This window comes from Thermococcus sp. 21S9 (assembly GCF_012027635.1).
Lineage (GTDB): Archaea > Methanobacteriota_B > Thermococci > Thermococcales > Thermococcaceae > Thermococcus.
Genome location: NZ_SNUS01000001.1, coordinates 672,360 through 692,577 on the forward strand (window position 1 = coordinate 672,360; position 20,218 = coordinate 692,577).

Consider the following 20,218-nt stretch of genomic DNA (forward strand, 5'->3'; position numbering starts at 1 on the left):
ACCATGAGGTTCGGCGTCGTGGCTCGAAGGGACCGGCCAGAGGCCCTGAAGCTGGCCTACCGCGTCTACGATTTTCTCAAGGTCAGCGGTTACGATGTTGTGGTTGACGAGGACACATACAGGCACCTGAAGGAGTTTGAGGAGGCGGACGTTCTCCCGCTTGAAGATTTTGACGTGGACTTCATAATCGTCATAGGCGGTGACGGAACAATTCTCAGGGTCGAGCACAAGACGAAGAGGGACATACCAATCCTTGGCGTCAACATGGGCACCCTCGGCTTCCTCACGGAGGTCGAGCCCCACGAGACGTTCTTCGCGATAAGCAAGCTGATTGAGGGCGAGTACTACATAGACGAGCGCATAAAGCTGAGAACTTACCTTGACGGCAAGGCCAGCGTCCCCGATGCCCTCAACGAGGTGGCAATACTCACGGGAATCCCGGGCAAGATAATCCACCTCCGCTACTATATCGACGGTGGACTCGCCGACGAGATTCGGGCAGATGGCCTCATAATCTCGACGCCCACGGGCTCAACCGGCTACGCGATGAGCGCTGGAGGGCCCTTTGTAGACCCGAGGCTCAGCGTTACGGTTATAGCCCCCCTCGCGCCGATAGCACTGAGCTCGAGGCCAATGGTAGTGCCGGCTGAGAGCAGGATAGACGTTCGCAACATGGCCCTGAAGAGGGAGATAGTGCTCGCCGTAGACGGCCAGTTCTACACCTACCTGCCCCCCGAAACCGAAATAACCATAAAGCTCTCGCCGAGGAAGGCAAAGTTCGTGCGCTTTACGAAGGAAATCTACCCGAAGTACACGCTGAGGCTGAAGAAGAGGTTTTAAAGGGGCTCGAACTCCTTCAGGAGGAGGGCTTTCTCCTGCTCGCTCAGAACGGAGTCGTCAACGAAGATTACGAGACCCGAGCCGTGCTGGAGAACGACGTGGTCCTTGAGGTTCGTGAGGAACTTGAAAACCGTTCTGAAGTCATTGTAGAGGAGCAGGTACTCCACGCAGTCTATTAGAACCGCCGAACCGGGATTTTCCTGAACGAAGCGCAGGATGACGTCGTGAAGGACGTGGAGGGCCGTTGGGTTCACGCCACCGGAAACCTGCGTCACCCAGACGGTTGAGACGTTGTCGAAGCCCTCGTACATCCCAGGGGACCTGGTGACGGCCAGAACCGGGAAGTCCGCGTTCTTCAGGAGTTCAATAACATCCAGAAGACGGTTCTTAGAGAAGACAATATGCGCCCCGAGGGAGGACTTCCTGTCGGCCTTCGGGGGCGTTGGGATGTAACGGTTTTCAACAAGCTTGATGTAGTAAACAACCGTGTAAATGACTCCAAGTATTGAGATGAGGTAAGCAACTATCTCAAAATAGCGGGCAGAAGGCCGACAGCAAAAGTCATCGATTATGTCCACGATTCTACCGATTTCAGCAATCCCAAGGAAAATAACGGAGTATTTCACCATCGCGTTAAGCTCGGGGTCGTAGCGGTTGAGGCGCCTAAGCATAAAGAGAAACGCATAACCGATAGCAACGGCAAGCAGGATGTCTATGACCAAGATATAGACGGGAACTATCAGTCCCATGTCACCTCAACCTCGTCCGTTCTGAACTTCTGCTTGACGACGGTTTCATCGAGCGAGAATCTTATTCCGGCTTTAAACATCCTCAGGCCGGTGTAAGCTATCATCGCCCCGTTGTCCCTGCAGAGGTCGTAGGGCGGAACGAAGAACTCAACGCCCCTGTCCTCGGCCATGATTTTAAGCATCTCGCGGAGACGGTTGTTGGCGGCGACTCCACCGACGAGAACGACCTCATCTTTTCCAGTGTGGGCAACTGCCCTCTCGGTGACTTCAACGAGGGCAGAGAAGGCCGTCTCCTGGAAGGAGTAAGCCAAATCCTCGACGCGGTACTTGCCGGTGCGGTACTTCCTCACCGCCTCGGTCAGAACCCCGGAGAAGCTCAAATCCATTCCCTTAACCGCGTAGGGGAGCTCGATGTAGCGCTCACCTTTAAGTGCGAGCTTCTCAATCTTCGGACCGCCTGGAAAGCCGATGCCGAGCTCCCTGGCGAATGTGTCTATCGCGTTACCTATTCCGATGTCGAGGGTCTCGCCGAAGACGCGGTAGCGACCCCCTTCCAAAGCTAAAACCTGGGTGTTTCCACCGCTCACGTATAAACCAACGGGGTCCTTAACCCCAAACATCTTGGTTATCTCGACGTGGGCTATGCAGTGGTTCACTCCAACGATTGGCTTGCCGTACCTTATCGCCAAGGCCCTCGCCGCGGTAGCCACGACCCTCAGAGCCGGCCCGAGGCCGGGCCCCTGGGAGAAGGCTATGACGTCAACGTCTTCCATCGTTATTCCAGCCGTCTGAAGGGCCTTTCTAAGAAGGGGCTTGAGAAGGCGCGCGTGATGCTCGGCGGCCTCCTTCGGGTGGATTCCGCCCTTTTCGGTTGTGAGCGTGTCGAATACGTTGGCGAGGACTTTATTCTCGGTTACGATGCCTACACCCAGGGTGTGTGCGGTTCCCTCTATACCGAGAGCTATCATGACGGTCAAAGATGAAAGTGTGGGATATAAAAGGCTACCGGCTCCTTGAGGGACGATAAATTTTACTACTAAAAGTTACAAAATCGGTCCACGACAAATGGGCGAGGAACCCAGCCTTGACGTTGGGCTTCCCTGCGGGGAAAGCCTCCTTTGAATACGAGAACCCGACGACCTTTCCCACAAAAAACGTGTGGTCGCCGTAGTCCCTCTCGTCAACGACCCTGCACTCGAGGTTGGCCAGCGCGTTCCCGATGCTCGGGGTCTCAACGCTCTTCGATGGCACCAGCTCAAAGGAAGTCTCGCGCAACTTCCCAGGCCCGTGCTTTGTGCCAGCCACCCAGACGTCGTCGAGCATCTCAACGCTCGGAACGCTGACCACGAACTCACGGTACTTCTTGATGAGTTTCCATGTAAACCGCTTGGGCGAGATTGCGACCCCTATCATGGTGGGCTCGTGGGAGAGAACCGTAACCCAGTCGGCAGTCATCACGTTGGTCTCGTCCCCTCTGCCCGCGACAACGAGGTACGTCCTCATCGGGTATAGGAGCCTGTAGACGTCCATAGAACCACCAAAAATTGAAGAGAACTTCAAATTTAAAAGGTTAGCGAAGCGAGAGCCAGTGCAAAGCCCTCGCAGCGCGCTCAGGCGTCGGAAAGTTCTTGATTCCGTTCTCTTCCAAGAGCCTAACACCACCGCGAACCAGCTCGCCGGCCATGAAGTTAACCACAACCGGCTTGTCGCAGTCGGCATCGATTACGGCTTTGGCTATCTCCTCGCTCGGAATGAAAATCGGCGGGACGCAGATTACCAAGAGGGCATCAACGTTCTCGTCCTTACAAACGGTCTCAATCGTCCTCCTATAGCGCTCGTAGTCCGCATCCGCTATCAGGTCAATCGGGTTTCTGGTGGAGCACTGGGGCGGAAGGAAGGAGCGGAGCTCCCCAACGGTCTCATCGCTCAGTTTGGCTATCTCAAGGCCGAGCTTTTCCAGTTTGTCGGTGGCCAAAACACCCGGTCCTCCGGAGTTGGTGATTACGGCAATTCTCTTTCCAGCTCTGGGATACATCTCGAAGGCCTTCGCGGCGTCAAAGAGCTCCTCCATCTCCTCAACCTCTATTGCCCCGGCCTGCTTGAAAGCGGCGCGGTAGATTTCATAGCTTCCGGCCAGCGAGCCCGTGTGGGAAGCGGCGGCTTTAGCTCCACTCGCGCTCTTTCCGGCCTTGAGGACTATAACCGGCTTCCTCTCGCTCGCGTAGCGGAGGGCCTTCAGGAAGCGCCTGCCGTCCTTAACGCCCTCGATGTAGAGCGCTATCGCCTTGGTGTTCTCGTCGTCCGCAAAATACTCCAAAAAGTCGCTCTCGTTTAAATCTGAGGCGTTTCCGTAGGAGACGAAAGCCGAAAATCCTATTCCCTCGTCGTTGCCCATAGCCAACGCCGCACCGCCGAAGGCCCCGCTCTGACTGATTAAGGCCAGTCCACCGGGCTTTACGCGAACCTCGAAGGAGCCGAAGAACTTCCCGTGGACGCCGAAGATTCCGGCGCAGTTGGGGCCGATGATTCTAACGCCGTGCTTCTTGGCTTTCTCAATGAGTTCGCGCTCGAGTTCATCGTTCCCGACCTCAGAGAAGCCCGCGCTTATAACGACGGCACCCTTGACCAGCGAACCGATTTCGTCGATTAGAGCAGGAACGAACCTGGCGGGAATCGCTATTATAGCAGTATCCACTGGCTCCTCAAGCCTCTCGTGGATTCGGAAGGTCCTTCCAGCGACCTCGACGGTTCCGCCCTTGGGATTGACCGGAACTATTTTTCCCTCAAAGCCACCCTCGACGATGTTCCTGAGGATTTCGTAGGCTATCGCGCCTTTCTTGAAGGAGCCGAAGACGGCTACACTCTTGGGATAGAAAAAGAAGTCAAGACTCATCGCCCTCACCCTCCCCCGGGTTTTCCTCCTCTGGAGCCCCGTCGTTCTGAGTTTCTCCTGCAGACTCTGTTCTGTTTTCCCCATTCTCACTTTCCAGCCCTTCAGAGGCCCGGGAGCGTCTCCTCAGGAACAGGACAATACCGGCGATGAGTATAACCCCCGCGCCCGCGATTGCGTAAAGGTACGTGTTCCTCTCCTGCTTGAACTCCATTATCAGGGTGTTGTCCGGGCCAAGCTGGTACTTCCCACCGATTACCGTTATGTTATCGAAGCGTCCGGGCAGTTTCACGACGACGAGCCACTGAACAGAGCGCCAGTTCTTCTTGACGGAAACCTGAGGCTTAACGACGCCTATCACCTTGAGGCCGTTTGGTATCTTCTTCGCAGAGATGCTGAGCGGATGCATCGTCTCACGGAAGGAAGCCAGGAGGGTGCTCTCAACGGAGGGCGTAGCGTTTGCGCCCACGAAAGTCGCGTTGAAGTACACCAGGCCCTCCGTGGGGTCGAACGAAACGCTGAGGTATCTCTTTGTTGAGTTGAGGAACTGAACCAGACGATAGACGGGGTTGTAAAGCTTAATCATCGGGAAGTAATCCCCGTCCTCCCAGACTGCGACGTTGTCAACGAGCTCCTTTGGAACAGGAACGAGCGTGTATATGTCGTAGTTCTTGGGAAGGACGAGCGTGAACCTGCGCCACTTGAACGGATACGAGACGCCCAGGAACTTCATCCTCATAGAGCCGTAGTACGGACAGGTCAGGTACTTGCCGTCCTCGTTCACGAAGAACGGTGTGAGGGTAAACCGTATCACTGCCCTCCACTTGCCGGTAACTTGCACGGGCCCGCCGGGGGGCACGTATATAACGGCGCTCAGGTTGGACCCCTCGAGGCGACTGTTTATGAAGTCCTTGAAGCTCTGGTAGACGACGCCGTAGACGAGGTTCGCGAACTCCCTGGTGGCGTTGGTCTCGTTAACCTTTGCAAGGGAGTTGAGGTAGTCAACGAACGTCTGGTTCACGAGGGTCGCCTCAATCGTGAAGGAGCCAGCCCAGACGAGGGAGCCGTTGATGTTCATCTGGGAAACCCTGAGGAAGATGCTAACGTCGAAGAGGTTGATGGATTTATCCTCACCCGCTGAAGCTCCCAGGGGAATCGTCGAGAGAAGAATCATGACCGCCAGCAGAACGGAGAGCTTTCCCTTCATGTCACCACCTAAGGGGACTCCGGAAGCTGATAAAAAAGCTTATTGGTTCCCAAGCCTAATGGAAACCATGAGCAAGTTCAGGAAAGTCGTCGTCGGTGGGACCTTCGACAGGCTACACCTCGGCCACAAGGCCCTGCTGAGGAAGGCCTTCGAGGTCGGGAAGGTGGTTTACGTCGGCCTAACTTCAGACGAGATGATTAGGGACAAGCCCTACGCCGAAAAAATACTGCCCTACGAGCTCCGCTTAAGAGATTTGCTCAAGTTCTTCGACGTCAACGGCTACACGAACTACCGCGTCATCAAAATCCACAACGCGATAGGCTTCGCAGGAGAGATGAAGAGCTTGGAGGCAATCGTCGTAAGCGAGGAGACCTACAAAGGAGCTTTAATAGTGAACAGAGCCCGGGAGGAGCGCGGGCTTAAACCGCTCGAGATAGTCGTGATTCCGATAATAAGGAGCTCCCTCGGGCCGAAGATAAGCTCCTCTCTGATAAGGGCCGGTTTGATAGACCCCTTCGGGAGACCGCTCCAGTGGAAACAAAACTCCCCGAAAGACGTTTAAGGGGAAAGAACTTAACACCAACGGTGATACCCATGGCGAAGCTGAAGGAGCCGATTATAGCGATTAACTTCAAGACCTACATAGAGGCGACCGGAAAGAGGGCTTTAGCAATAGCGAAGGCCGCTGAGAAGGTTTACAAGGAGACCGGGATAACCATAGTCGTCGCGCCCCAGCTTGCGGACCTGAGAATGGTAGCGGAGAGCGTTGAGATTCCAGTTTTTGCCCAGCACATCGACCCGATTAAGCCCGGAAGCCACACCGGCCACGTCCTTCCCGAGGCAGTGAAGGAGGCTGGCGCGGTGGGAACGCTCCTCAACCACTCCGAGAATAGGATGATTCTGGCCGACCTTGAGGCGAGCATTAGAAGGGCGGAAGAAGTTGGACTCATGACGATGGTCTGTTCCAACAACCCGGCCGTTTCCGCGGCGGTGGCAGCTTTAGGCCCGGACTACGTTGCAGTCGAGCCACCGGAGCTCATAGGAACGGGAATCCCAGTCAGCAAGGCCAAGCCCGAGGTCATAACCAACACCGTTGAGCTGGTCAAGAAGGTCAACCCGGATGTTAAGGTTCTCACAGGGGCAGGAATCAGCACGGGCGAGGACGTGAAGAAGGCTCTGGAGCTTGGAAGCGTTGGAGTCCTCCTCGCGAGCGGCGTTACCAAAGCCAAGGACCCGGAGAAGGCGATAAGGGACCTGGTGTCGCTGATTCTCTGAGCCTTTCTAACTTTTGTCAGACTTAAGATTTATAAGCCCAGACTCTGCTTTTTTATCGGGCAGCCCCGTGGTGTAGCGGCCAAGCATGCGGGACTTTGGATCCCGCGACCCGGGTTCGAATCCCGGCGGGGCTACCATACAGCCCTGCAATTTCCTAAAACACTCTCCTATCTACCATAATTAGGGGTCTTTCGGCCGAATACATATTTCAAAGCATGTCCAACCATTATCTGGTTTGTTATCATTATCTGGCTTGCGTTGGTTATTATTGTTGGGCTTGCTACCTCTAGCAGAGTTGTTGGAAGAATCGTCAGAATTAGACGACTTGGGTGGTTTTAATTTTTTAAATATTTTTTTAATTTCTTCAAAATTATCAACAATAAACTTTATAACAAATACTAGGATATAAAGTTCTGATAGGTTCAAACTGACAAATTTAGGTAGATTTCTAGGGCCAGTAACGATGATCTTATTAGCAATGCATAGAGATATTAAACTGAATATTATTAACGATAATTTGACATTTTGTTTGTAAATAACAATACCCAATATAATAATACAAATAATATAAAGCAAAGAGTGAGGTCTCAAATATGGGAATAGTTCTATAATAAACAGCCCGATAACCAGTCCTATAATAACCATTTTATTAGAAGACATTTGATCAAACTTTCCCATAGCCCAATATATTAACGTAATAAAGATAACAAACCATATAGTGACTGTAATAGTAATAGTTGTAATAGTACCCATTATGTTGCTTATATTGTTTTTTGAAACTTGAGACAAACTGATAACAACAGATATTGATAAAATTATAAACGAGTCCAAAAATTCTCCGGCAGTATTTCTAAAGAATTCTCTATTTATTTTAATTCCATTTTCATTATTTGATTTATTTTCATTTGAATTTGAATACACATATGCCCACATAAAAGATACCATCATAAAGAAGGAGAATACTGCAATAAGCACATATTCTGATAAGAATTTATGTACAACCATATTATATTCTTGAATTATAGTAACACTTAGAGATTCACACATGGTTATATCCACACATATTTGTAGTTTAGCTGTCAAAACATCTTTTGAATATTGATAAACCAAAGTTGCTATTAACGTGACTGCTGTCGCAAAAAGGCCGAAAAGGGTTATGTCTCTATTTTCCTCTTGGGGAGTTCTATTGATATTCTCTTTTGCATTTTCTTGACCCACACCATCACCGAATAAAAATAAGGAATTTAATTTAAATTTTTTGCGGTATCTTACGCCGATTTATAGATAGTATTCATAGAATCACGAGACCACATCAAAACGCAAACTCCTCGACGCTGAACTGCTCGACGACCCTCTCAAAGTCGCTCTCCGGCGCGTAGACGAAGCCACAGCGGGTGCACTTCAAAACGCCGTTCTCCTCCGCGAGCGGGGAGAAGCAAACTGGACAGCGATACTCCTCTCGCTTCAAAGAGTCATAAACCTCGTCCCTCATGACGAGCAGGTTGAGCTCGCTCTCCCAGTCCTCGTGGAGCATTCCCCAATAGGGAGTCTCGATGGGGTAGAAGTCCTCGAGGATTAGGGCCTTAATCCCTATCCCCCTCACGCCCGGTGGAAGCCTCTCGGCCGGCTCGATGGAAACGACGAACTGGTCGTAGAACTCTATGTTCTCGGTCCTAACGGTTAAACCCCTCGACAGCCTTGAACGAAGCGGAATTATCTGGAGAAACAGGCTTTCCCGCTCGACGTCCCAGCTCGCGCTTATTGAAACGCTCCCCTTCACGAAGAACTGGGTTATTGAGCGCCCGTCCCGCTCCTCTCCAGCGAAAGAAAAGCCCAGCTTCCTCATGGCCCTTCCAAGGAAGTTCGGTCGGGGGAGCTTCTGGTAGTTAATCAGATACTCTCCTATCCATCCGGCTAAGGGCATGGAGTAGCCGATGAAAGCCTGCCTCTCGACGCGCAGGTAGGCAACGCTGGGAAGGAGCTTGAACTGGTCGAGCATCGGAAGAAATAGGCGGAGGGAGTATAAATAGCTAACTCCCAAAGAACTCGTCGAGGCTTATGCGCTTCTTCCGCTTTGCCTTCGCCTTCTCCCTCTTGACTTCCTTCTTGAGGTCCTTGGCCTTCTCGGTCTTGGGCTTCTTCTCCCTCCTGACCTCGTTCTCTACCTTCGCTTTCTTCGCCTTCCCGTTCTTCCCGTTGAAACCGTCGAGGTAGCCGTTCTTTCCGTTCGAAGAGCCGGTGCGCTCCTTAATCATCTTCTCGCACACGTCTGCCGAGAAGCCGAGCAAGGTCCTCTGCTTTTCGGGCAAAACGGTCTCGAAGAGCGTCTTTATGTCCTTCTCCGTCAGGCAAATCCTCTGCCTCGTGTAGTCCTTGACTTTATAGCGGGTAACCAGCATCTTCGCCGTCGGCAGGTATTTCTCAACCGCGCCTTTGCTCACTGTCAGGACGATTTTTCCACCGCACTTGGGACAGCGTCCGATGAGCGGGGGCCTCCGATATTTCGTGTTGCACTTCACACAGCGGAACTCCTGCCTCGTGAAGCTTCTCAAATTACCTCTCAAATCGGGAATCAGGTGGGAGTTGAGTATTGTCTCAGCAACGTGATGCTCATCGACCGCGCGAATGCGCTCCGCCAAAGCGAGCTGTCTCTCGACCTTCTCGACCATGTCGCCGAGCTGTTTGTACAGGCTCATCTTCGGGCCGAGGCCGATGTCGTCGGTGTCATGGGTGAACTTTATGCCCTCGTACATCTCAGGTTTTCCAAGTCTATCTTCAACGCGCTCGATGAACTTGATTTCCTTCGGCGATTTCATCTCGTAGGTGGCCTTGTAGAACTCAAGGGGATAATAGCGGACGACGTCCATGTTGTGGACCTCGCTGTCCACCTCACGCGGGTCGAGCCTCGTCGTAACGACCAGCGGTGCGTCCATCTTGCCACCGCGCTTCTCTGGGAGATAGTACTTGCTGAAGTTCAAGAGAGCGTCGAGGAGAAGCATAACAGCGTCCTCGTCGCCGTCGCAGTTGCGTCTTTTGGCCGCGTGATAATACGGGTGCGCGTAGCCGACCAGAACGTCGGAGAAGCCGATTATCCTGCCGATGATTCCGGCCGAGGTGTGGGGGGCAAGACCGATGACAAGGTGGCCTATCAAATCCTCCATCTTCTCGGCGTTGTAGAACCTCGGCAGGCCGTAGAACTTCTCAAGCAGGTCGTCAACGAAGCGCGCGACCTTGAGGAGGTATTTTCCTGCCTCGTAGGAGAGGATTATGTCTTGGACCTTCAGCTCGACTATCTGGTCGTCCCGCTCAAGGGACTTGCCCTCGAAGTCGTGCGTATAGCCGAGCTCGCGAAGCTTCTCGACACTTACACCGATTTCCTTCGGCTTGAAGTGGGTTATTGGAGCATCTGTCGCGTCGAAACGGATTGTACCGTCCTTGAAAACGTAGACGTCGTTCTTAACCCGCAGGAGGCCCTTTTCGAGGGGTTCGGCCATTTTGTAGCCGGAGGTCATACCCTTAACGCCCTTGAGCCTGTCGATGCCGTAGACCTTGACGTTGTCCATGGCCCGCCTCAGCAGTTCGGAGGGCTTTATCTCCCGCTGGGCGTATGGTTTCAGCTCTACATCACAGCGCGGACAGCGGAAGCCGAACTCCTTCGCCTCGCTCTCGGGATAGTCAACATTGCACTTGGGGCAGTGCCAGAGGAGTTCCTTCCTCGTCCCGCAGACAGGACAGAGGTGCTCCGGGCCGGTATGACCGCACTTCGGGCACTTGAAGAAAGCTATCTCGACTCTGGCGGTTTTTCCTTCCTCCGCGGCCTTCTTAATGTCCCTGCTCTGGCCTCCAGCCAGGCCAATCGGAAAGAGCACCTGGACAGGGGGCTTCATCTTCCTCTCCTTGGCCTTCTCGGGCCTGCCCATTCTCGCGCCAATCCAGCTTATTCCCCTGTCACGAAGCTTTATCGGGTTGTTCTCGTTGATTATGTCGATGACCGTGAAGAAGGGCTTGGCCTTGAACTCCCACTCAAGGTTGCCGAGGGGCGTTAGCAGGGCCGAGCTCCAGGGGTAGTCCACGACGATGACCTTTCTTCTGTCCTCAGTTCTTTCGAGCCTGTGGGGCAGGCCAAGGAGCTCAAGGTAGCGCTTAATCTTTGGGCCGTTTTCGAGGATTATCCTCCTCGCGAACTTCAGCTTCCTGAACTCGCCCCACTCGATTTGGGCGTTGAGAAGGGCCCTCTGGAGTTCTTCAACTTCCTCGGGGTTGAGAGTGTTCCAGTAGAGGGTGTAGTAGGGGTGGAAGGGTATGTCCAGAACCTTTGAAAGGTGTATCGCCAGCTCAACGCTCGGCCTAACCCTGAGCGGGTCCATCAAAAGGCCCTCAAGGAAATCGGGGTCTATCTCAAGGTATTCGGCGACCTCCTCAACGGCCTCGCGCGGGTTGTCGGAGAACGGCTTGAGCTCGACCTCGTAGAGCTCCTCGATTGCCTTAGCAAGCTCCTGAATCCACCATTCCTCGGCGTAGTTGGCCGGCAAAAGCGTCTGGTTGTTCTCAACGAAGTCTCCGAAGTTGATGAGCGCGTCGCCAACGTAGAGAATCTCATCGAGGTCGTTTCTGACCTTTAGAGCCGTCTCGTAGTCATCAACCCGTATAACACTTCCGTCCTTGAGCTTGACTATCGGCCCCTCAACGGTGGTCGCGGGGGTAACGATACAACCCTTTCCGGGCCTCTCGGTTTTCATCTGCGTGCCGATAGCTATGAACTCGTCGAGGATTAGCATCGTCGCTGGATTGACGCTCCACGTCGCGAAGCCACTGACGCGACTCCTCCCATAGCGCAGGCGGAAGCCACCGTTCTCTGAAGGCTCGGCAAAGAGGGGCCTGCCACCTATTATCTCCTTCGTGTACTTCTTGTTCGGGGCGATGTTGGCCCTAAACCTCTCGTAGAGCTCGTAGTAGAAGCCCTTCTCGACTTTTTCTGCCACTTCCTCCCTCGCCCCGGAATCCTCGGCCTTGGATTCGTCGGCCTTGGACTCCTCGGAGCTCTTGCCCTTCTCCTTGGCCTCAACGAACTCCTTTATCCAGTCCCAACCTTCCACGCCCATCTTGTCTATGTACTTGACGAGCTTCTTGGCCTTCTGGAGGACACCTTCAGCCAAAACGAGAATCGCTCCACCGCGCAGGTGGTTGGTCTCAACGCCGGGAACGTTCCTGTGGGAGACCTCGACTTTATCTGTCTCTTCGCCGGTTATCTCGATGGGGATGTTCCTCATCGCGAGCCTCACCTCATCGGCTTCCGGATGATACTGCAGTCTCGTAACGGCCCTGTGGTAGAGGTCTATCTCCTCGACCATCCTCTCAATGTGCTCCTCGCTCGGCTTGAAGCGGTCGAGGCCGAGCTTTTTCCTCACGTAGTCTCCAACGAGGACGCTCAACGCCTGCGCCGTTCCGCCGGAGCTCCTTATCGGGCCGGCGTAGTAGAGGGCCAGGTATTCAGAATTGTCGGCCCAGGTGTTGCGCTTGATTTTGACGTCAGCGATTCCCTCAAGCGGGGCGGAAACGATACCCTCCGTGAGTATCGCGAGGGCGGTTCTGACGGCCTGCTCCGCGTACTTTTCTTTACTTCCCAAATCACCAAACTTGCCCTCGATGATTTCGTCAACGACCTTCAGCGCGGCGAGCTCCTTTCCGTATTCCTTGACGAGAACCCTAATCCTCTCGGCAACGCCCGGCGGGCCTACGAGGCTCTCAACACGGCCGGCCATGTCGGTTGCCTGGGGAACCTCAACGTCGAGACTGGGGTCCTTCCCCTGAGAGCGGGCTTTCCTTGCTATCTCATAGGCCCTGTCAATTTCTCGCTGAAGTGATTCGAAGTAAGCCTTCATCTCGGGTGAGTAGAGCTCCTCTCCCATTCAAACCCCCTCGCAGAACTGGTCAAAGCTCACAACGGCCCTCAAGCGGGCCGTCTCAACGTCTATTATCGGCACACGCGCTGGAGTGGGAATGATGTTCACCATCTTCTGGAACTCAGTCTGGGCCTGCCAGGTTCCGCTGTTGATGACGAAGACTCCGTTGTAAACCCTGTGCTCCATAACGTGGACGTGGCCGGCCTGGAAGAGGTCCGGAACGCTCTCGATGACGAGCGTGTCCTCAGGGTCGGGAGCTATGGGAACCTTGTTTCCAAAGGTCGGCGCGAGGTGGCGGAGCTTGAGGAGGTCAACCATCGCCTCAGCGGGTTTGTGGTGCGTTCTCCCGGGGATGAAGTCAACGACGTCCTCTATGCCCCTTCCGTGGGCGATGAGGAACTCTCTGCCGTGAAGGTTTATCACCGCGGGATTGCTGATGATGACGACGTTCTTGAGCTTGTATATCGGCTTGGCGTACTCCTCGTAGAAGCCCGGCTGTGGCAGAGCGGTCCTCGCGGCGTCGTGGTTGCCCGGGCCGATGAACATGGTGATATGGTCAGGAACGTTGCGGAGGAGATTGGCCAACGCCTCGTACTGGTCGAAGATGTCTGGAATGGCCAGCTCGTTGTACTGGCCTGGGTAGATACCGACGCCGTCAACGACGTCACCGCCGATTATCATGTATTTAATCCTGCTCACGAGCTCCTCCTCGGCCCTGCTGTTGACCTCACCGTTGAGCCACTCGAGGAACTTCTCGAAGGCCTTCTCGCAGAACTTGTTCGAGCCGACGTGAATGTCGCTCAGCAGAATCGCGTAGACCTTCTCTTCCAGTGGAGGCTTCTGCTTCCTGAACTTTGGCACATCCGGGAGGAAAACGCGGTTGGCGAAGAAGATTCCCCTACCCGGCTGACCGCGGAAGGCAACGACCGAATCGGGCATTATCGCGTTGTAGGCCTGTGAAGCGTTCTCCCTGTCTCTGCCAAGGAAGACCTTAACCCGCCCGGTTGCATCTTCCACCTCGAACATGTAGCCCTTCGCCGTTTCGCGCTTGTCGTTGACGAGGCCGATTATCGTGACCTCGTCGTCCCGGACGTAGCTCAGCTTCGCGATGTCTATGACCGTCCCGATTTCGGGGTTCTCGCGGAAGATTCTCCGCATCTTCCTGAGCCTCGACTTGAAGTAGCTCGAATAGGCCTGGATTATTATCTCGCCCTCTTTACTTGAAGCATTCTTGACCTTCGGGGCCTCGAACTTCACGTTCTTGACGTCGAAGGTAAGCTCCCACTCATCCGGAATCTCCTTCGCGCGGTAGTGGAAGCCCTCCCTGGGCTTTATCACGACGTCTTTGTAGGTGGAGTAGCTCTTCTCACCCTCAACGTCTTCTCCGACGTACGCTATTGGAATCCCGTAGTCGCCGTAAACGATTTTGGGCTTCACCCCGTTTCCATTCTCGCCGTTCTCGTAATACTCCTCGCTATCGGCGTAGTTTCCGTAGCCGTTGCCGTTCAGGGGCTCGGTTTCCAGTGGAAGTGAGTCCTCGACGACCCCGGTTAGCGACTCATCTGGAGAGCCGATGGCACCATCCTCGGGTTCCGCAGGTTCAGATGTTCCAGTGGAAACAAAACTCTCTTCCTCTGAAAGCTCGCCGGAAACTGATTCTTCGACAGAATTGGGGGTAGGAGATTGCTCCAATTCGAGGGCAGTTCCAGTGGAAATCGATGTCTCGCCAACAATTTCGGCAGGTTTAACACTCTCTTCCTCAGAAGGAGTCGTAGAAACTTCGCTTTCCACAACATCTCCAGTGGAAATAGAACCCGATGCGTCCTCTGATTCAACGTCTTCAGAAGAAGGAATTTCTTCAGGCTGAGAGGCCATAAAAGTTTCAGAAACTTTGGTTTTAGCAGATTCGGCGATTTCTTCCAATATTTCCTCACGAGAAGCCTCAAGAGACTCTTCCTCAGAGACCTCAAGGGGGGTCTGCTCAGTGAGCTCTCCAGTGGAAAAGAGACCCTTCTCAGCGAGAAAGGCCTCGGCTATGGAGGAGTCTATGACGAAGGTCCCCCGAGCTTTGGCGAACTTTATCAGCTCCGCCAGAGTGAAGTCCCTCTTGTAGTGGGGTTCGAGGAGGTAGTAGGCAGAAGGAGTTATCAGGTAGTTGTTCTTGATTAAATCCTCAATCAGCATCAGAACAACCTCCTCTGCTTGGAGAGGGTGAGGGTGAGCAGGCTCCTAACCTGCTCGTCGTGGCGGTAAATGTTCTTCACCATGTAGGGGGTGACGTTTAGCCTTATCTCCTTGGTCCTGCCGTAGCGCCCCTTGCTCACGACCTTGGCGTTGATTATGCCGAGCATGTCGAGCTCGTTGATTAAATCGCTCACGCGCCTCTGGGTTAACGGCTCGACGTCGAGATGGTCGCAGAGGGACTTGTAAACGGAGTAAACGTCGCCGGTGTTGGCCGGTAGCTCACCGTTCTCGTCGAGCATGACTATCGCGTAGAGGAGGACCTTCGAGTGGAGCGGGAGGGTCTTTATGACTTCCTCCATCGTGTCCTGCTCAATCTTCTCCTGTGCCTTCCAGACGTGCCTTTCGGTTACTTTGCTCGCCCCCTCGCGCTCCGCTATTTCACCAGCGACGCGGAGCAAATCCAGGGCCCTCCTCGCGTCGCCGTGCTCGCGAGCGGCCAAAGCGGCACAGAGTGGCACTACCGCATCGTCGAGAACGCCCTCGTAGAAGGCCTCCTTTGCGCGTTGCATGAGAATGTCCCGAAGCTGGTTGGCGTCGTAGGGCGGGAAAACGACTTCCTCCTCACTCAAACTTGACAGAACGCGGGCGTCGAGATACTCTTTGAACTTGAGGTCGTTTGAGATGCCGATTATGCTGACCTTCGCTTTTGAGAGTTCCGTGTTTATCCTCGTGAGGGAGTAGAGTATGTCATCCCCGCTCTTCTTGATGAGCTTGTCTATCTCGTCCAGAACGATGATTACAAAGCGCTCCTTCGCGTCTATAACCTCTTTCAGCTTGGCGTAGACCTCATCGGTCGGCCAGCCGACGAGGGGAACCTCCACACCACTTTCAGCCTTGAAGTGGTTGACTATCCTCGCGAGAACGCGGTAGTGGGTGTCGACTATCTCGCAGTTGATGTAGATGACCTCGACGGGAATGTTGTACTTCTCGGATATCTTCTTGAGTTCCTCGGTTACAAACTTCACCGTCACGGTTTTACCCGTTCCAGTCTTGCCGTAGACGAAGACGTTCGAGGGCGTTTCACCCCTTAAAACCGGAACGAGAATATGTGCCAGCTCGTCAATCTGCTCATGCCTGTGAGGGAGTTCCTTTGGCGTGTAGCTGTGCCTCAGGACTTCCTTGTTCTTGAAAATCTTCTTGGCGTGGAGGTACTTCTCGAATATCGACGTCAGGTAGTCGTCCTTGTCCCCCATGGCTCCCATCTCCACCGGAAATCATACTCTCACGCCGTATTACCGCCACAAACATGCGGATAGGATACACCATTTTGGCAAGATGTGTGATAGGAATTCGCATTTTGTTCAAACATCTCAATCAATCTTTGCACATATTCCCAAATCTCCACTGGAAGCACCGGATACAGTGGAAAGCATAGCAAGTGTGGGGTCTGGGTTTATATGCCTTGTTGAACAGGTGGATGTAAAAGGGATACAGAATAAAGAAGGGAGTTACCCTTAGAGGTAACCCCTATCCGGCTCTTCGGGGAGAACCTCGGCGAGAAGGGCCAAAGCCTCGTTCTTGGGCATTCCCACCCGGGAGATGAGAAAGTTGAGAAGCTCTTCCCTGCTCGCACCCTTGCGGAGCCTCTCATAGACCATCGCGAGCACACGCTCCTTGAGCAGGGCCTCGAACTCTTCCTCAAGGTGGAGCGCCGAAACGGCTGAGAGCAGACCAACGAGAAGGGCCGAGAGCGCGTCGTTGAACTCGGCCTTGCCGAGATTTGAAGTGTCGAGGTCAACAGCCAGGTAAACGTCGTCGTTCATGCCCATAAGGATGAACTTCATAAGGTTAACATCTGCGTTCAGCTTGAGGAGTGCATGGTAGACTTTAAGTTTCTCGTCCTTGGTCATGGAAAACGTTTCAAGGCCCATCGGGGCCAACAGCCGTATGAAGCCGTCCCCGAACGAGAGAAGCAGGGTGAAGGGCATCTTGGGGTGCTCCGCAACGTAGAGGTCCGGTTCAAGTTGCTTAACTTCCCAGGGCAGGTCCACGATGTCGTTGGCATCGTCCTTGCCTGAGCGCAACCAGTCGAGAACAACATCCCTAATCTCCACTGGAACCACCAACTGAAATACGGCGTTGGTGAATTAATGGTTTGCCCTTCCAAAGGAAACGGGAAAGCTAAATGCACAGGAATGTACATAAAATTTTGCATTTGGAAAGACTAAATTAATTAGGTCTTACGATTTCCACTGAAAGAGAAATGACCAAAAGTGCACACCAAAACAGGGACATTGATGAACATAGTAGTCCACGATAGTTAAACGGACATATTTTCAAAACCCGCTAAATTAAATAGAACGTATCCCCCCCAGAGTTTTGTTTCCAGTGGAGCGGGCTTTTGGAGCTTCCCATAGAAGACCGGTTTAGTGTTGACAAAAAGCTCCCATTTCTCTTATCGGTGCCGGTTTTTATATCTTTCTATGAACGAATGACCAAATCAATGGGAATGAAACATGGAGATTTTAGACCATCTAATAAAAATCTTCGGCAATTCATTGAACGATTTAACAGCTACGTACTTAAACAATTTCGCTGACTCCCTTTTACCTTCAACCACACTGTCAAAACCGTCCGTTTTCCGAAAGTGGGTTCCAGTGGAAATGAAACTCTGGGGGGTCTTTTCGATGAGCATCGAAAAAGACCTTTGTTTCCACTGGAAAAACTGTACCTCGTGGTATCTTGATGACCATTGTTGAATTGTTCTGATTATGGGGCATGTTTTTAAGGTTCGAGTGGAAACGACGCCCATGCTACCGGTAACCGTTGTGAGGCGACTGCTCCGCGTGAGGGTCAAGGTGAGCAGAAACCGGTTAGTCCAGATAGCCCTCGCGGTTCTTCTACTGGCAATCGCGTTTGCAACTGCTTTTGCTTACTTTGAGGGCGTTGACTTCTTTACAGCCTTCTACTGGGCCGTCATAACGATGGCGACCATAGGCTACGGCGACGTTACGCCGAAGACCGAGGCGGGGAGAATCGTTGCGATGATTGCTTCTGTTGCCGGAATCTCGACTTTCACGGCCCTCGTTTCCCTTCTGGCCGAGAACTTTATCTCTTCGTCTCTGAGGAGGATGATGGGCATGCACCGGGTTAACTACTCCAACCACTACCTTGTAATCGGGCAGGGGAGTAGCGTTTCAACCTGCGTTAACGAACTTATCGGGGCAATCGAGCGCGGTGAGCTACGGCTGGCCCCGATTGTCGTGGTCTTTCCCAGCGAGGAGGAGCGCAAGAAGGTTGAGCTTCCAGAGGAAATAGAGGTCCTCATAGGTGACCCCACCAACAGGGAGACACTCGAACGGGCCCGTGTTGAAAAGGCTTCCCACGTAATCTTGGCCCTTGAGGACGACTCGAAGGCCGTTTTTGTGACCCTCATGGTGAAGAGAATGTCCAGTGCAAAGGTTCTCGTCGAGGTTCTGAGCGAGGAGAGTGTTGAGCTCCTTAGGGGTGCCGGTGCGGATAGGGTCATCGTGAGCAGAAGCCTGGCGGGAAGGCTTCTCGCGAGTTCCGTCTTCGAGCCTGAGGTGGTTGATGTTATAGACGACATAACGAGTTCGGTCAAGGGCTACGACGTCACCGTGATGGACGGGCGGGACTTCTGGGGCAGGCCGTACATAGAAGCCCTCCGCGAGCTCAAGGAGACAAAGGACCTGTTTCTCCTGGGTTACTACAAGGATGGCCCTGTTCTCAATCCTCCGCTCGACGAGCCGATTCCTGAGGGTGCCAGACTGATAGTTCTGAGGGGCTCCATTTCCACTGGAAAATCTTGAGCAGGGGGCCCATCTTCGGTAGTTCTCTTTTTTCTGGGCTTTTCAGTAAAATTTGGGCGTTTTTAAGGTTCGTTTTTCGAAACTGGCGAAAGTCTTAAAAGATTGCCCTTCCGATTTTCCCAGGAAAAGTTATTTAACCCCTGAACTTTACCTCTACTAAGGGTATTTCCCGGGTGAGTCTCATGGCGAAGAAGAAGGTTGAAGAGGTTAAAGAGCTTGAGGAATTCGAGGAGCTTGAAATAGCCGAAAGCTCACCGTCATCGCCCTCAAAGAAGAAAAAGGAAAAAGAAATCAGAACCCTTGAGGATTTGCCGGGTGTTGGTCCGGCTACTGCTGAGAAGCTTCGCGAGGCCGGCTACGACAGTATTGAGGCCATAGCAGTTGCTTCACCGCTCGAGCTCAAAGAGATAGCGGGCATAAGCGAAGGCGCCGCGCTCAAGATAATCCAGGCCGCGAGGGAAGCGGCAAACATCGGAACCTTCATGCGCGCCGACGAGTATATGGAAAAGAGACAGACCATCGGCAAAATTTCCACTGGAAGCAAGAGCCTCGACAAGCTCCTCGGGGGCGGAATAGAGACGCAGGCCATAACCGAGGTCTTCGGTGAGTTCGGAAGCGGAAAGACCCAGCTCGCGCACACCCTCGCCGTCATGGTCCAGAAGCCACCTGAGGAAGGTGGCCTCGGCGGTTCGGTGATATGGATTGACACCGAGAACACCTTCAGGCCCGAGAGGATAAGGCAGATAGCCGAGGCTCGCGGTTTGGACCCCGACGAGACGCTCAAGAACATCTACGTTGCGCGCGCCTTCAACAGCAACCACCAGATGCTTCTCGTCGAGAAAGCCGAGGAAATAATCAAGGAGAAGGCCTCAACCGATAGGCCAGTTAAGTTGCTCGTCGTTGATTCCCTCATGGCCCACTTCAGGAGCGAGTACGTCGGCAGGGGAACTCTAGCCGAGAGACAGCAGAAGCTGGCGAAGCACCTCTCCGACTTACACCGTCTTGCCGACCTCTACGACATAGCGGTCTTCGTGACGAACCAGGTGCAGGCGAAACCGGATGCCTTCTTCGGCGACCCCACGAGGCCCGTCGGCGGTCACATCTTGGCCCACAGCGCGACGCTCAGAATCTACCTCAGGAAGGGCAAGGCCGGAAAGCGCGTCGCAAGGCTCATAGACAGCCCGCACCTGCCCGAGGGCGAGGCCGTCTTCAGGATTACCGAGAAGGGAGTTGAGGACTGAGGTTTTCTGACTTCCAATCTTTTGGGGAGTCTTATGCGCCGGGGCTTTCGCTACCTGCTGAACAGTCTTTTGATTTCTCTCCTCCCCTGGCCCATCCTG

The 20,218-nt window shown here is 53.5% G+C and carries 16 protein-coding genes and 1 tRNA gene; 6 read left to right on the plus strand and 11 right to left on the minus strand.

The genetic code is table 11. The annotated features are described in order from the left end of the window. Positions 1 to 3 precede the first annotated feature (3 nt). Positions 4 to 840, plus strand: a complete 837-nt coding sequence (locus tag E3E28_RS03955; protein WP_167914108.1) for an NAD(+) kinase — start codon at positions 4 to 6, stop codon at positions 838 to 840. On the opposite strand, the gene E3E28_RS03960 is transcribed toward E3E28_RS03955, so the two are convergent. Genes E3E28_RS03960 through E3E28_RS03980 form a run of 5 tightly spaced genes read right to left on the minus strand, consistent with a single transcriptional unit; the run spans position 837 to position 5,686 of the window. Beyond that, positions 837 to 1,589, minus strand: a complete 753-nt coding sequence (locus E3E28_RS03960) for a DUF835 domain-containing protein (RefSeq protein WP_167914109.1) — start codon at positions 1,587 to 1,589, stop codon at positions 837 to 839. The two genes, E3E28_RS03955 and E3E28_RS03960, sit on opposite strands and share 4 nt — an antisense overlap. Further along, positions 1,580 to 2,557, minus strand: a complete 978-nt coding sequence (locus E3E28_RS03965) for a bifunctional N(6)-L-threonylcarbamoyladenine synthase/serine/threonine protein kinase (RefSeq protein ID WP_167914110.1) — start codon at positions 2,555 to 2,557, stop codon at positions 1,580 to 1,582. Before E3E28_RS03965 ends, E3E28_RS03960 begins: the two co-directional genes overlap by 10 nt. A 34-nt stretch (positions 2,558 to 2,591) precedes the next feature. After that, positions 2,592 to 3,119, minus strand: a complete 528-nt coding sequence (locus E3E28_RS03970; protein WP_167914111.1) for a flavin reductase family protein — start codon at positions 3,117 to 3,119, stop codon at positions 2,592 to 2,594. Positions 3,120 to 3,159: 40 nt separating this feature from the next. Then, positions 3,160 to 4,482: an acetate--CoA ligase family protein gene (locus E3E28_RS03975; RefSeq protein WP_167914112.1), complete on the minus strand. Its 1,323-nt coding sequence runs from the start codon at positions 4,480 to 4,482 to the stop codon at positions 3,160 to 3,162. Continuing rightward, positions 4,472 to 5,686, minus strand: coding sequence for a hypothetical protein (locus E3E28_RS03980; RefSeq protein ID WP_167914113.1), 1,215 nt, complete (start codon positions 5,684 to 5,686; stop codon positions 4,472 to 4,474). The genes E3E28_RS03975 and E3E28_RS03980 overlap by 11 nt, the downstream gene beginning before the upstream one ends. Positions 5,687 to 5,753: 67 nt before the next feature. On the opposite strand from E3E28_RS03980, the gene coaD reads away from it, so the two are divergent. The 3 genes from coaD to E3E28_RS03995 all read left to right on the plus strand — a co-directional run bounded on the left by coaD (position 5,754) and on the right by E3E28_RS03995 (position 7,098). Then, positions 5,754 to 6,248, plus strand: a complete 495-nt coding sequence (coaD, locus tag E3E28_RS03985) for a phosphopantetheine adenylyltransferase (RefSeq protein WP_167915190.1) — start codon at positions 5,754 to 5,756, stop codon at positions 6,246 to 6,248. 32 nt (positions 6,249 to 6,280) lie between these two features. Beyond that, the gene (gene tpiA / locus E3E28_RS03990) at positions 6,281 to 6,961 is read left to right on the plus strand and encodes a triose-phosphate isomerase (RefSeq protein WP_167915189.1); all 681 of its coding nucleotides are present in this window, start codon (positions 6,281 to 6,283) and stop codon (positions 6,959 to 6,961) included. Between the two features lie 61 nt (positions 6,962 to 7,022). Then, positions 7,023 to 7,098: transfer RNA gene (locus E3E28_RS03995), tRNA-Gln, on the plus strand. Positions 7,099 to 7,141: 43 nt separating this feature from the next. Here E3E28_RS03995 and E3E28_RS04000 read toward each other — a convergent pair. The 6 genes from E3E28_RS04000 to E3E28_RS04025 form a co-directional block, all read right to left on the minus strand. Then, positions 7,142 to 8,179 (minus strand): hypothetical protein, encoded by a 1,038-nt coding sequence (locus tag E3E28_RS04000; RefSeq protein WP_167914114.1) that lies wholly within the window; start codon positions 8,177 to 8,179, stop codon positions 7,142 to 7,144. Positions 8,180 to 8,273: 94 nt separating this feature from the next. Next, the gene (locus E3E28_RS04005) at positions 8,274 to 8,960 is read right to left on the minus strand and encodes a hypothetical protein (RefSeq protein ID WP_167914115.1); all 687 of its coding nucleotides are present in this window, start codon (positions 8,958 to 8,960) and stop codon (positions 8,274 to 8,276) included. 31 nt (positions 8,961 to 8,991) lie between these two features. Next, positions 8,992 to 12,870, minus strand: a complete 3,879-nt coding sequence (locus tag E3E28_RS04010; RefSeq protein ID WP_167914116.1) for a DNA-directed DNA polymerase II large subunit — start codon at positions 12,868 to 12,870, stop codon at positions 8,992 to 8,994. After that, positions 12,871 to 15,048, minus strand: coding sequence for a DNA-directed DNA polymerase II small subunit (locus E3E28_RS04015; RefSeq protein WP_167914117.1), 2,178 nt, complete (start codon positions 15,046 to 15,048; stop codon positions 12,871 to 12,873). Beyond that, positions 15,048 to 16,301: an ORC1-type DNA replication protein gene (locus tag E3E28_RS04020; protein WP_167915191.1), complete on the minus strand. Its 1,254-nt coding sequence runs from the start codon at positions 16,299 to 16,301 to the stop codon at positions 15,048 to 15,050. Before E3E28_RS04020 ends, E3E28_RS04015 begins: the two co-directional genes overlap by 1 nt. A gap of 261 nt (positions 16,302 to 16,562) precedes the next feature. Continuing rightward, on the minus strand, positions 16,563 to 17,171 hold the full coding sequence (locus E3E28_RS04025; protein ID WP_167914118.1) for a DNA-binding protein: 609 nt from the start codon (positions 17,169 to 17,171) through the stop codon (positions 16,563 to 16,565). A gap of 687 nt (positions 17,172 to 17,858) precedes the next feature. Between E3E28_RS04025 and E3E28_RS04030 the strand changes: the two genes are divergently transcribed. Both E3E28_RS04030 and radA read left to right on the plus strand, forming a co-directional pair. Next, positions 17,859 to 18,878 (plus strand): TrkA family potassium uptake protein, encoded by a 1,020-nt coding sequence (locus tag E3E28_RS04030; RefSeq protein ID WP_167914119.1) that lies wholly within the window; start codon positions 17,859 to 17,861, stop codon positions 18,876 to 18,878. Positions 18,879 to 19,060: 182 nt separating this feature from the next. After that, positions 19,061 to 20,119, plus strand: coding sequence for a DNA repair and recombination protein RadA (radA, locus tag E3E28_RS04035; RefSeq protein ID WP_167914120.1), 1,059 nt, complete (start codon positions 19,061 to 19,063; stop codon positions 20,117 to 20,119). Positions 20,120 to 20,218 lie beyond the last annotated feature (99 nt).

What these genes read in the sequence shown, in the direction of transcription:
- E3E28_RS03955 (WP_167914108.1), top strand. Translation starts at nt 4, where the DNA reads ATGAGGTTCGGCGTCGTGGCTCGAAGGGACCGGCCAGAGGCCCTGAAG.
- E3E28_RS03960 (WP_167914109.1), bottom strand. Translation starts at nt 1,589, where the DNA reads ATGGGACTGATAGTTCCCGTCTATATCTTGGTCATAGACATCCTGCTT.
- E3E28_RS03965 (WP_167914110.1), bottom strand. Translation starts at nt 2,557, where the DNA reads ATGATAGCTCTCGGTATAGAGGGAACCGCACACACCCTGGGTGTAGGC.
- E3E28_RS03970 (WP_167914111.1), bottom strand. Translation starts at nt 3,119, where the DNA reads ATGGACGTCTACAGGCTCCTATACCCGATGAGGACGTACCTCGTTGTC.
- E3E28_RS03975 (WP_167914112.1), bottom strand. Translation starts at nt 4,482, where the DNA reads ATGAGTCTTGACTTCTTTTTCTATCCCAAGAGTGTAGCCGTCTTCGGC.
- E3E28_RS03980 (WP_167914113.1), bottom strand. Translation starts at nt 5,686, where the DNA reads ATGAAGGGAAAGCTCTCCGTTCTGCTGGCGGTCATGATTCTTCTCTCG.
- coaD (WP_167915190.1), top strand. Translation starts at nt 5,754, where the DNA reads ATGAGCAAGTTCAGGAAAGTCGTCGTCGGTGGGACCTTCGACAGGCTA.
- tpiA (WP_167915189.1), top strand. Translation starts at nt 6,281, where the DNA reads ATGGCGAAGCTGAAGGAGCCGATTATAGCGATTAACTTCAAGACCTAC.
- E3E28_RS04005 (WP_167914115.1), bottom strand. Translation starts at nt 8,960, where the DNA reads ATGCTCGACCAGTTCAAGCTCCTTCCCAGCGTTGCCTACCTGCGCGTC.
- E3E28_RS04010 (WP_167914116.1), bottom strand. Translation starts at nt 12,870, where the DNA reads ATGGGAGAGGAGCTCTACTCACCCGAGATGAAGGCTTACTTCGAATCA.
- E3E28_RS04015 (WP_167914117.1), bottom strand. Translation starts at nt 15,048, where the DNA reads ATGCTGATTGAGGATTTAATCAAGAACAACTACCTGATAACTCCTTCT.
- E3E28_RS04020 (WP_167915191.1), bottom strand. Translation starts at nt 16,301, where the DNA reads ATGGGGGACAAGGACGACTACCTGACGTCGATATTCGAGAAGTACCTC.
- E3E28_RS04030 (WP_167914119.1), top strand. Translation starts at nt 17,859, where the DNA reads ATGCTACCGGTAACCGTTGTGAGGCGACTGCTCCGCGTGAGGGTCAAG.
- radA (WP_167914120.1), top strand. Translation starts at nt 19,061, where the DNA reads ATGGCGAAGAAGAAGGTTGAAGAGGTTAAAGAGCTTGAGGAATTCGAG.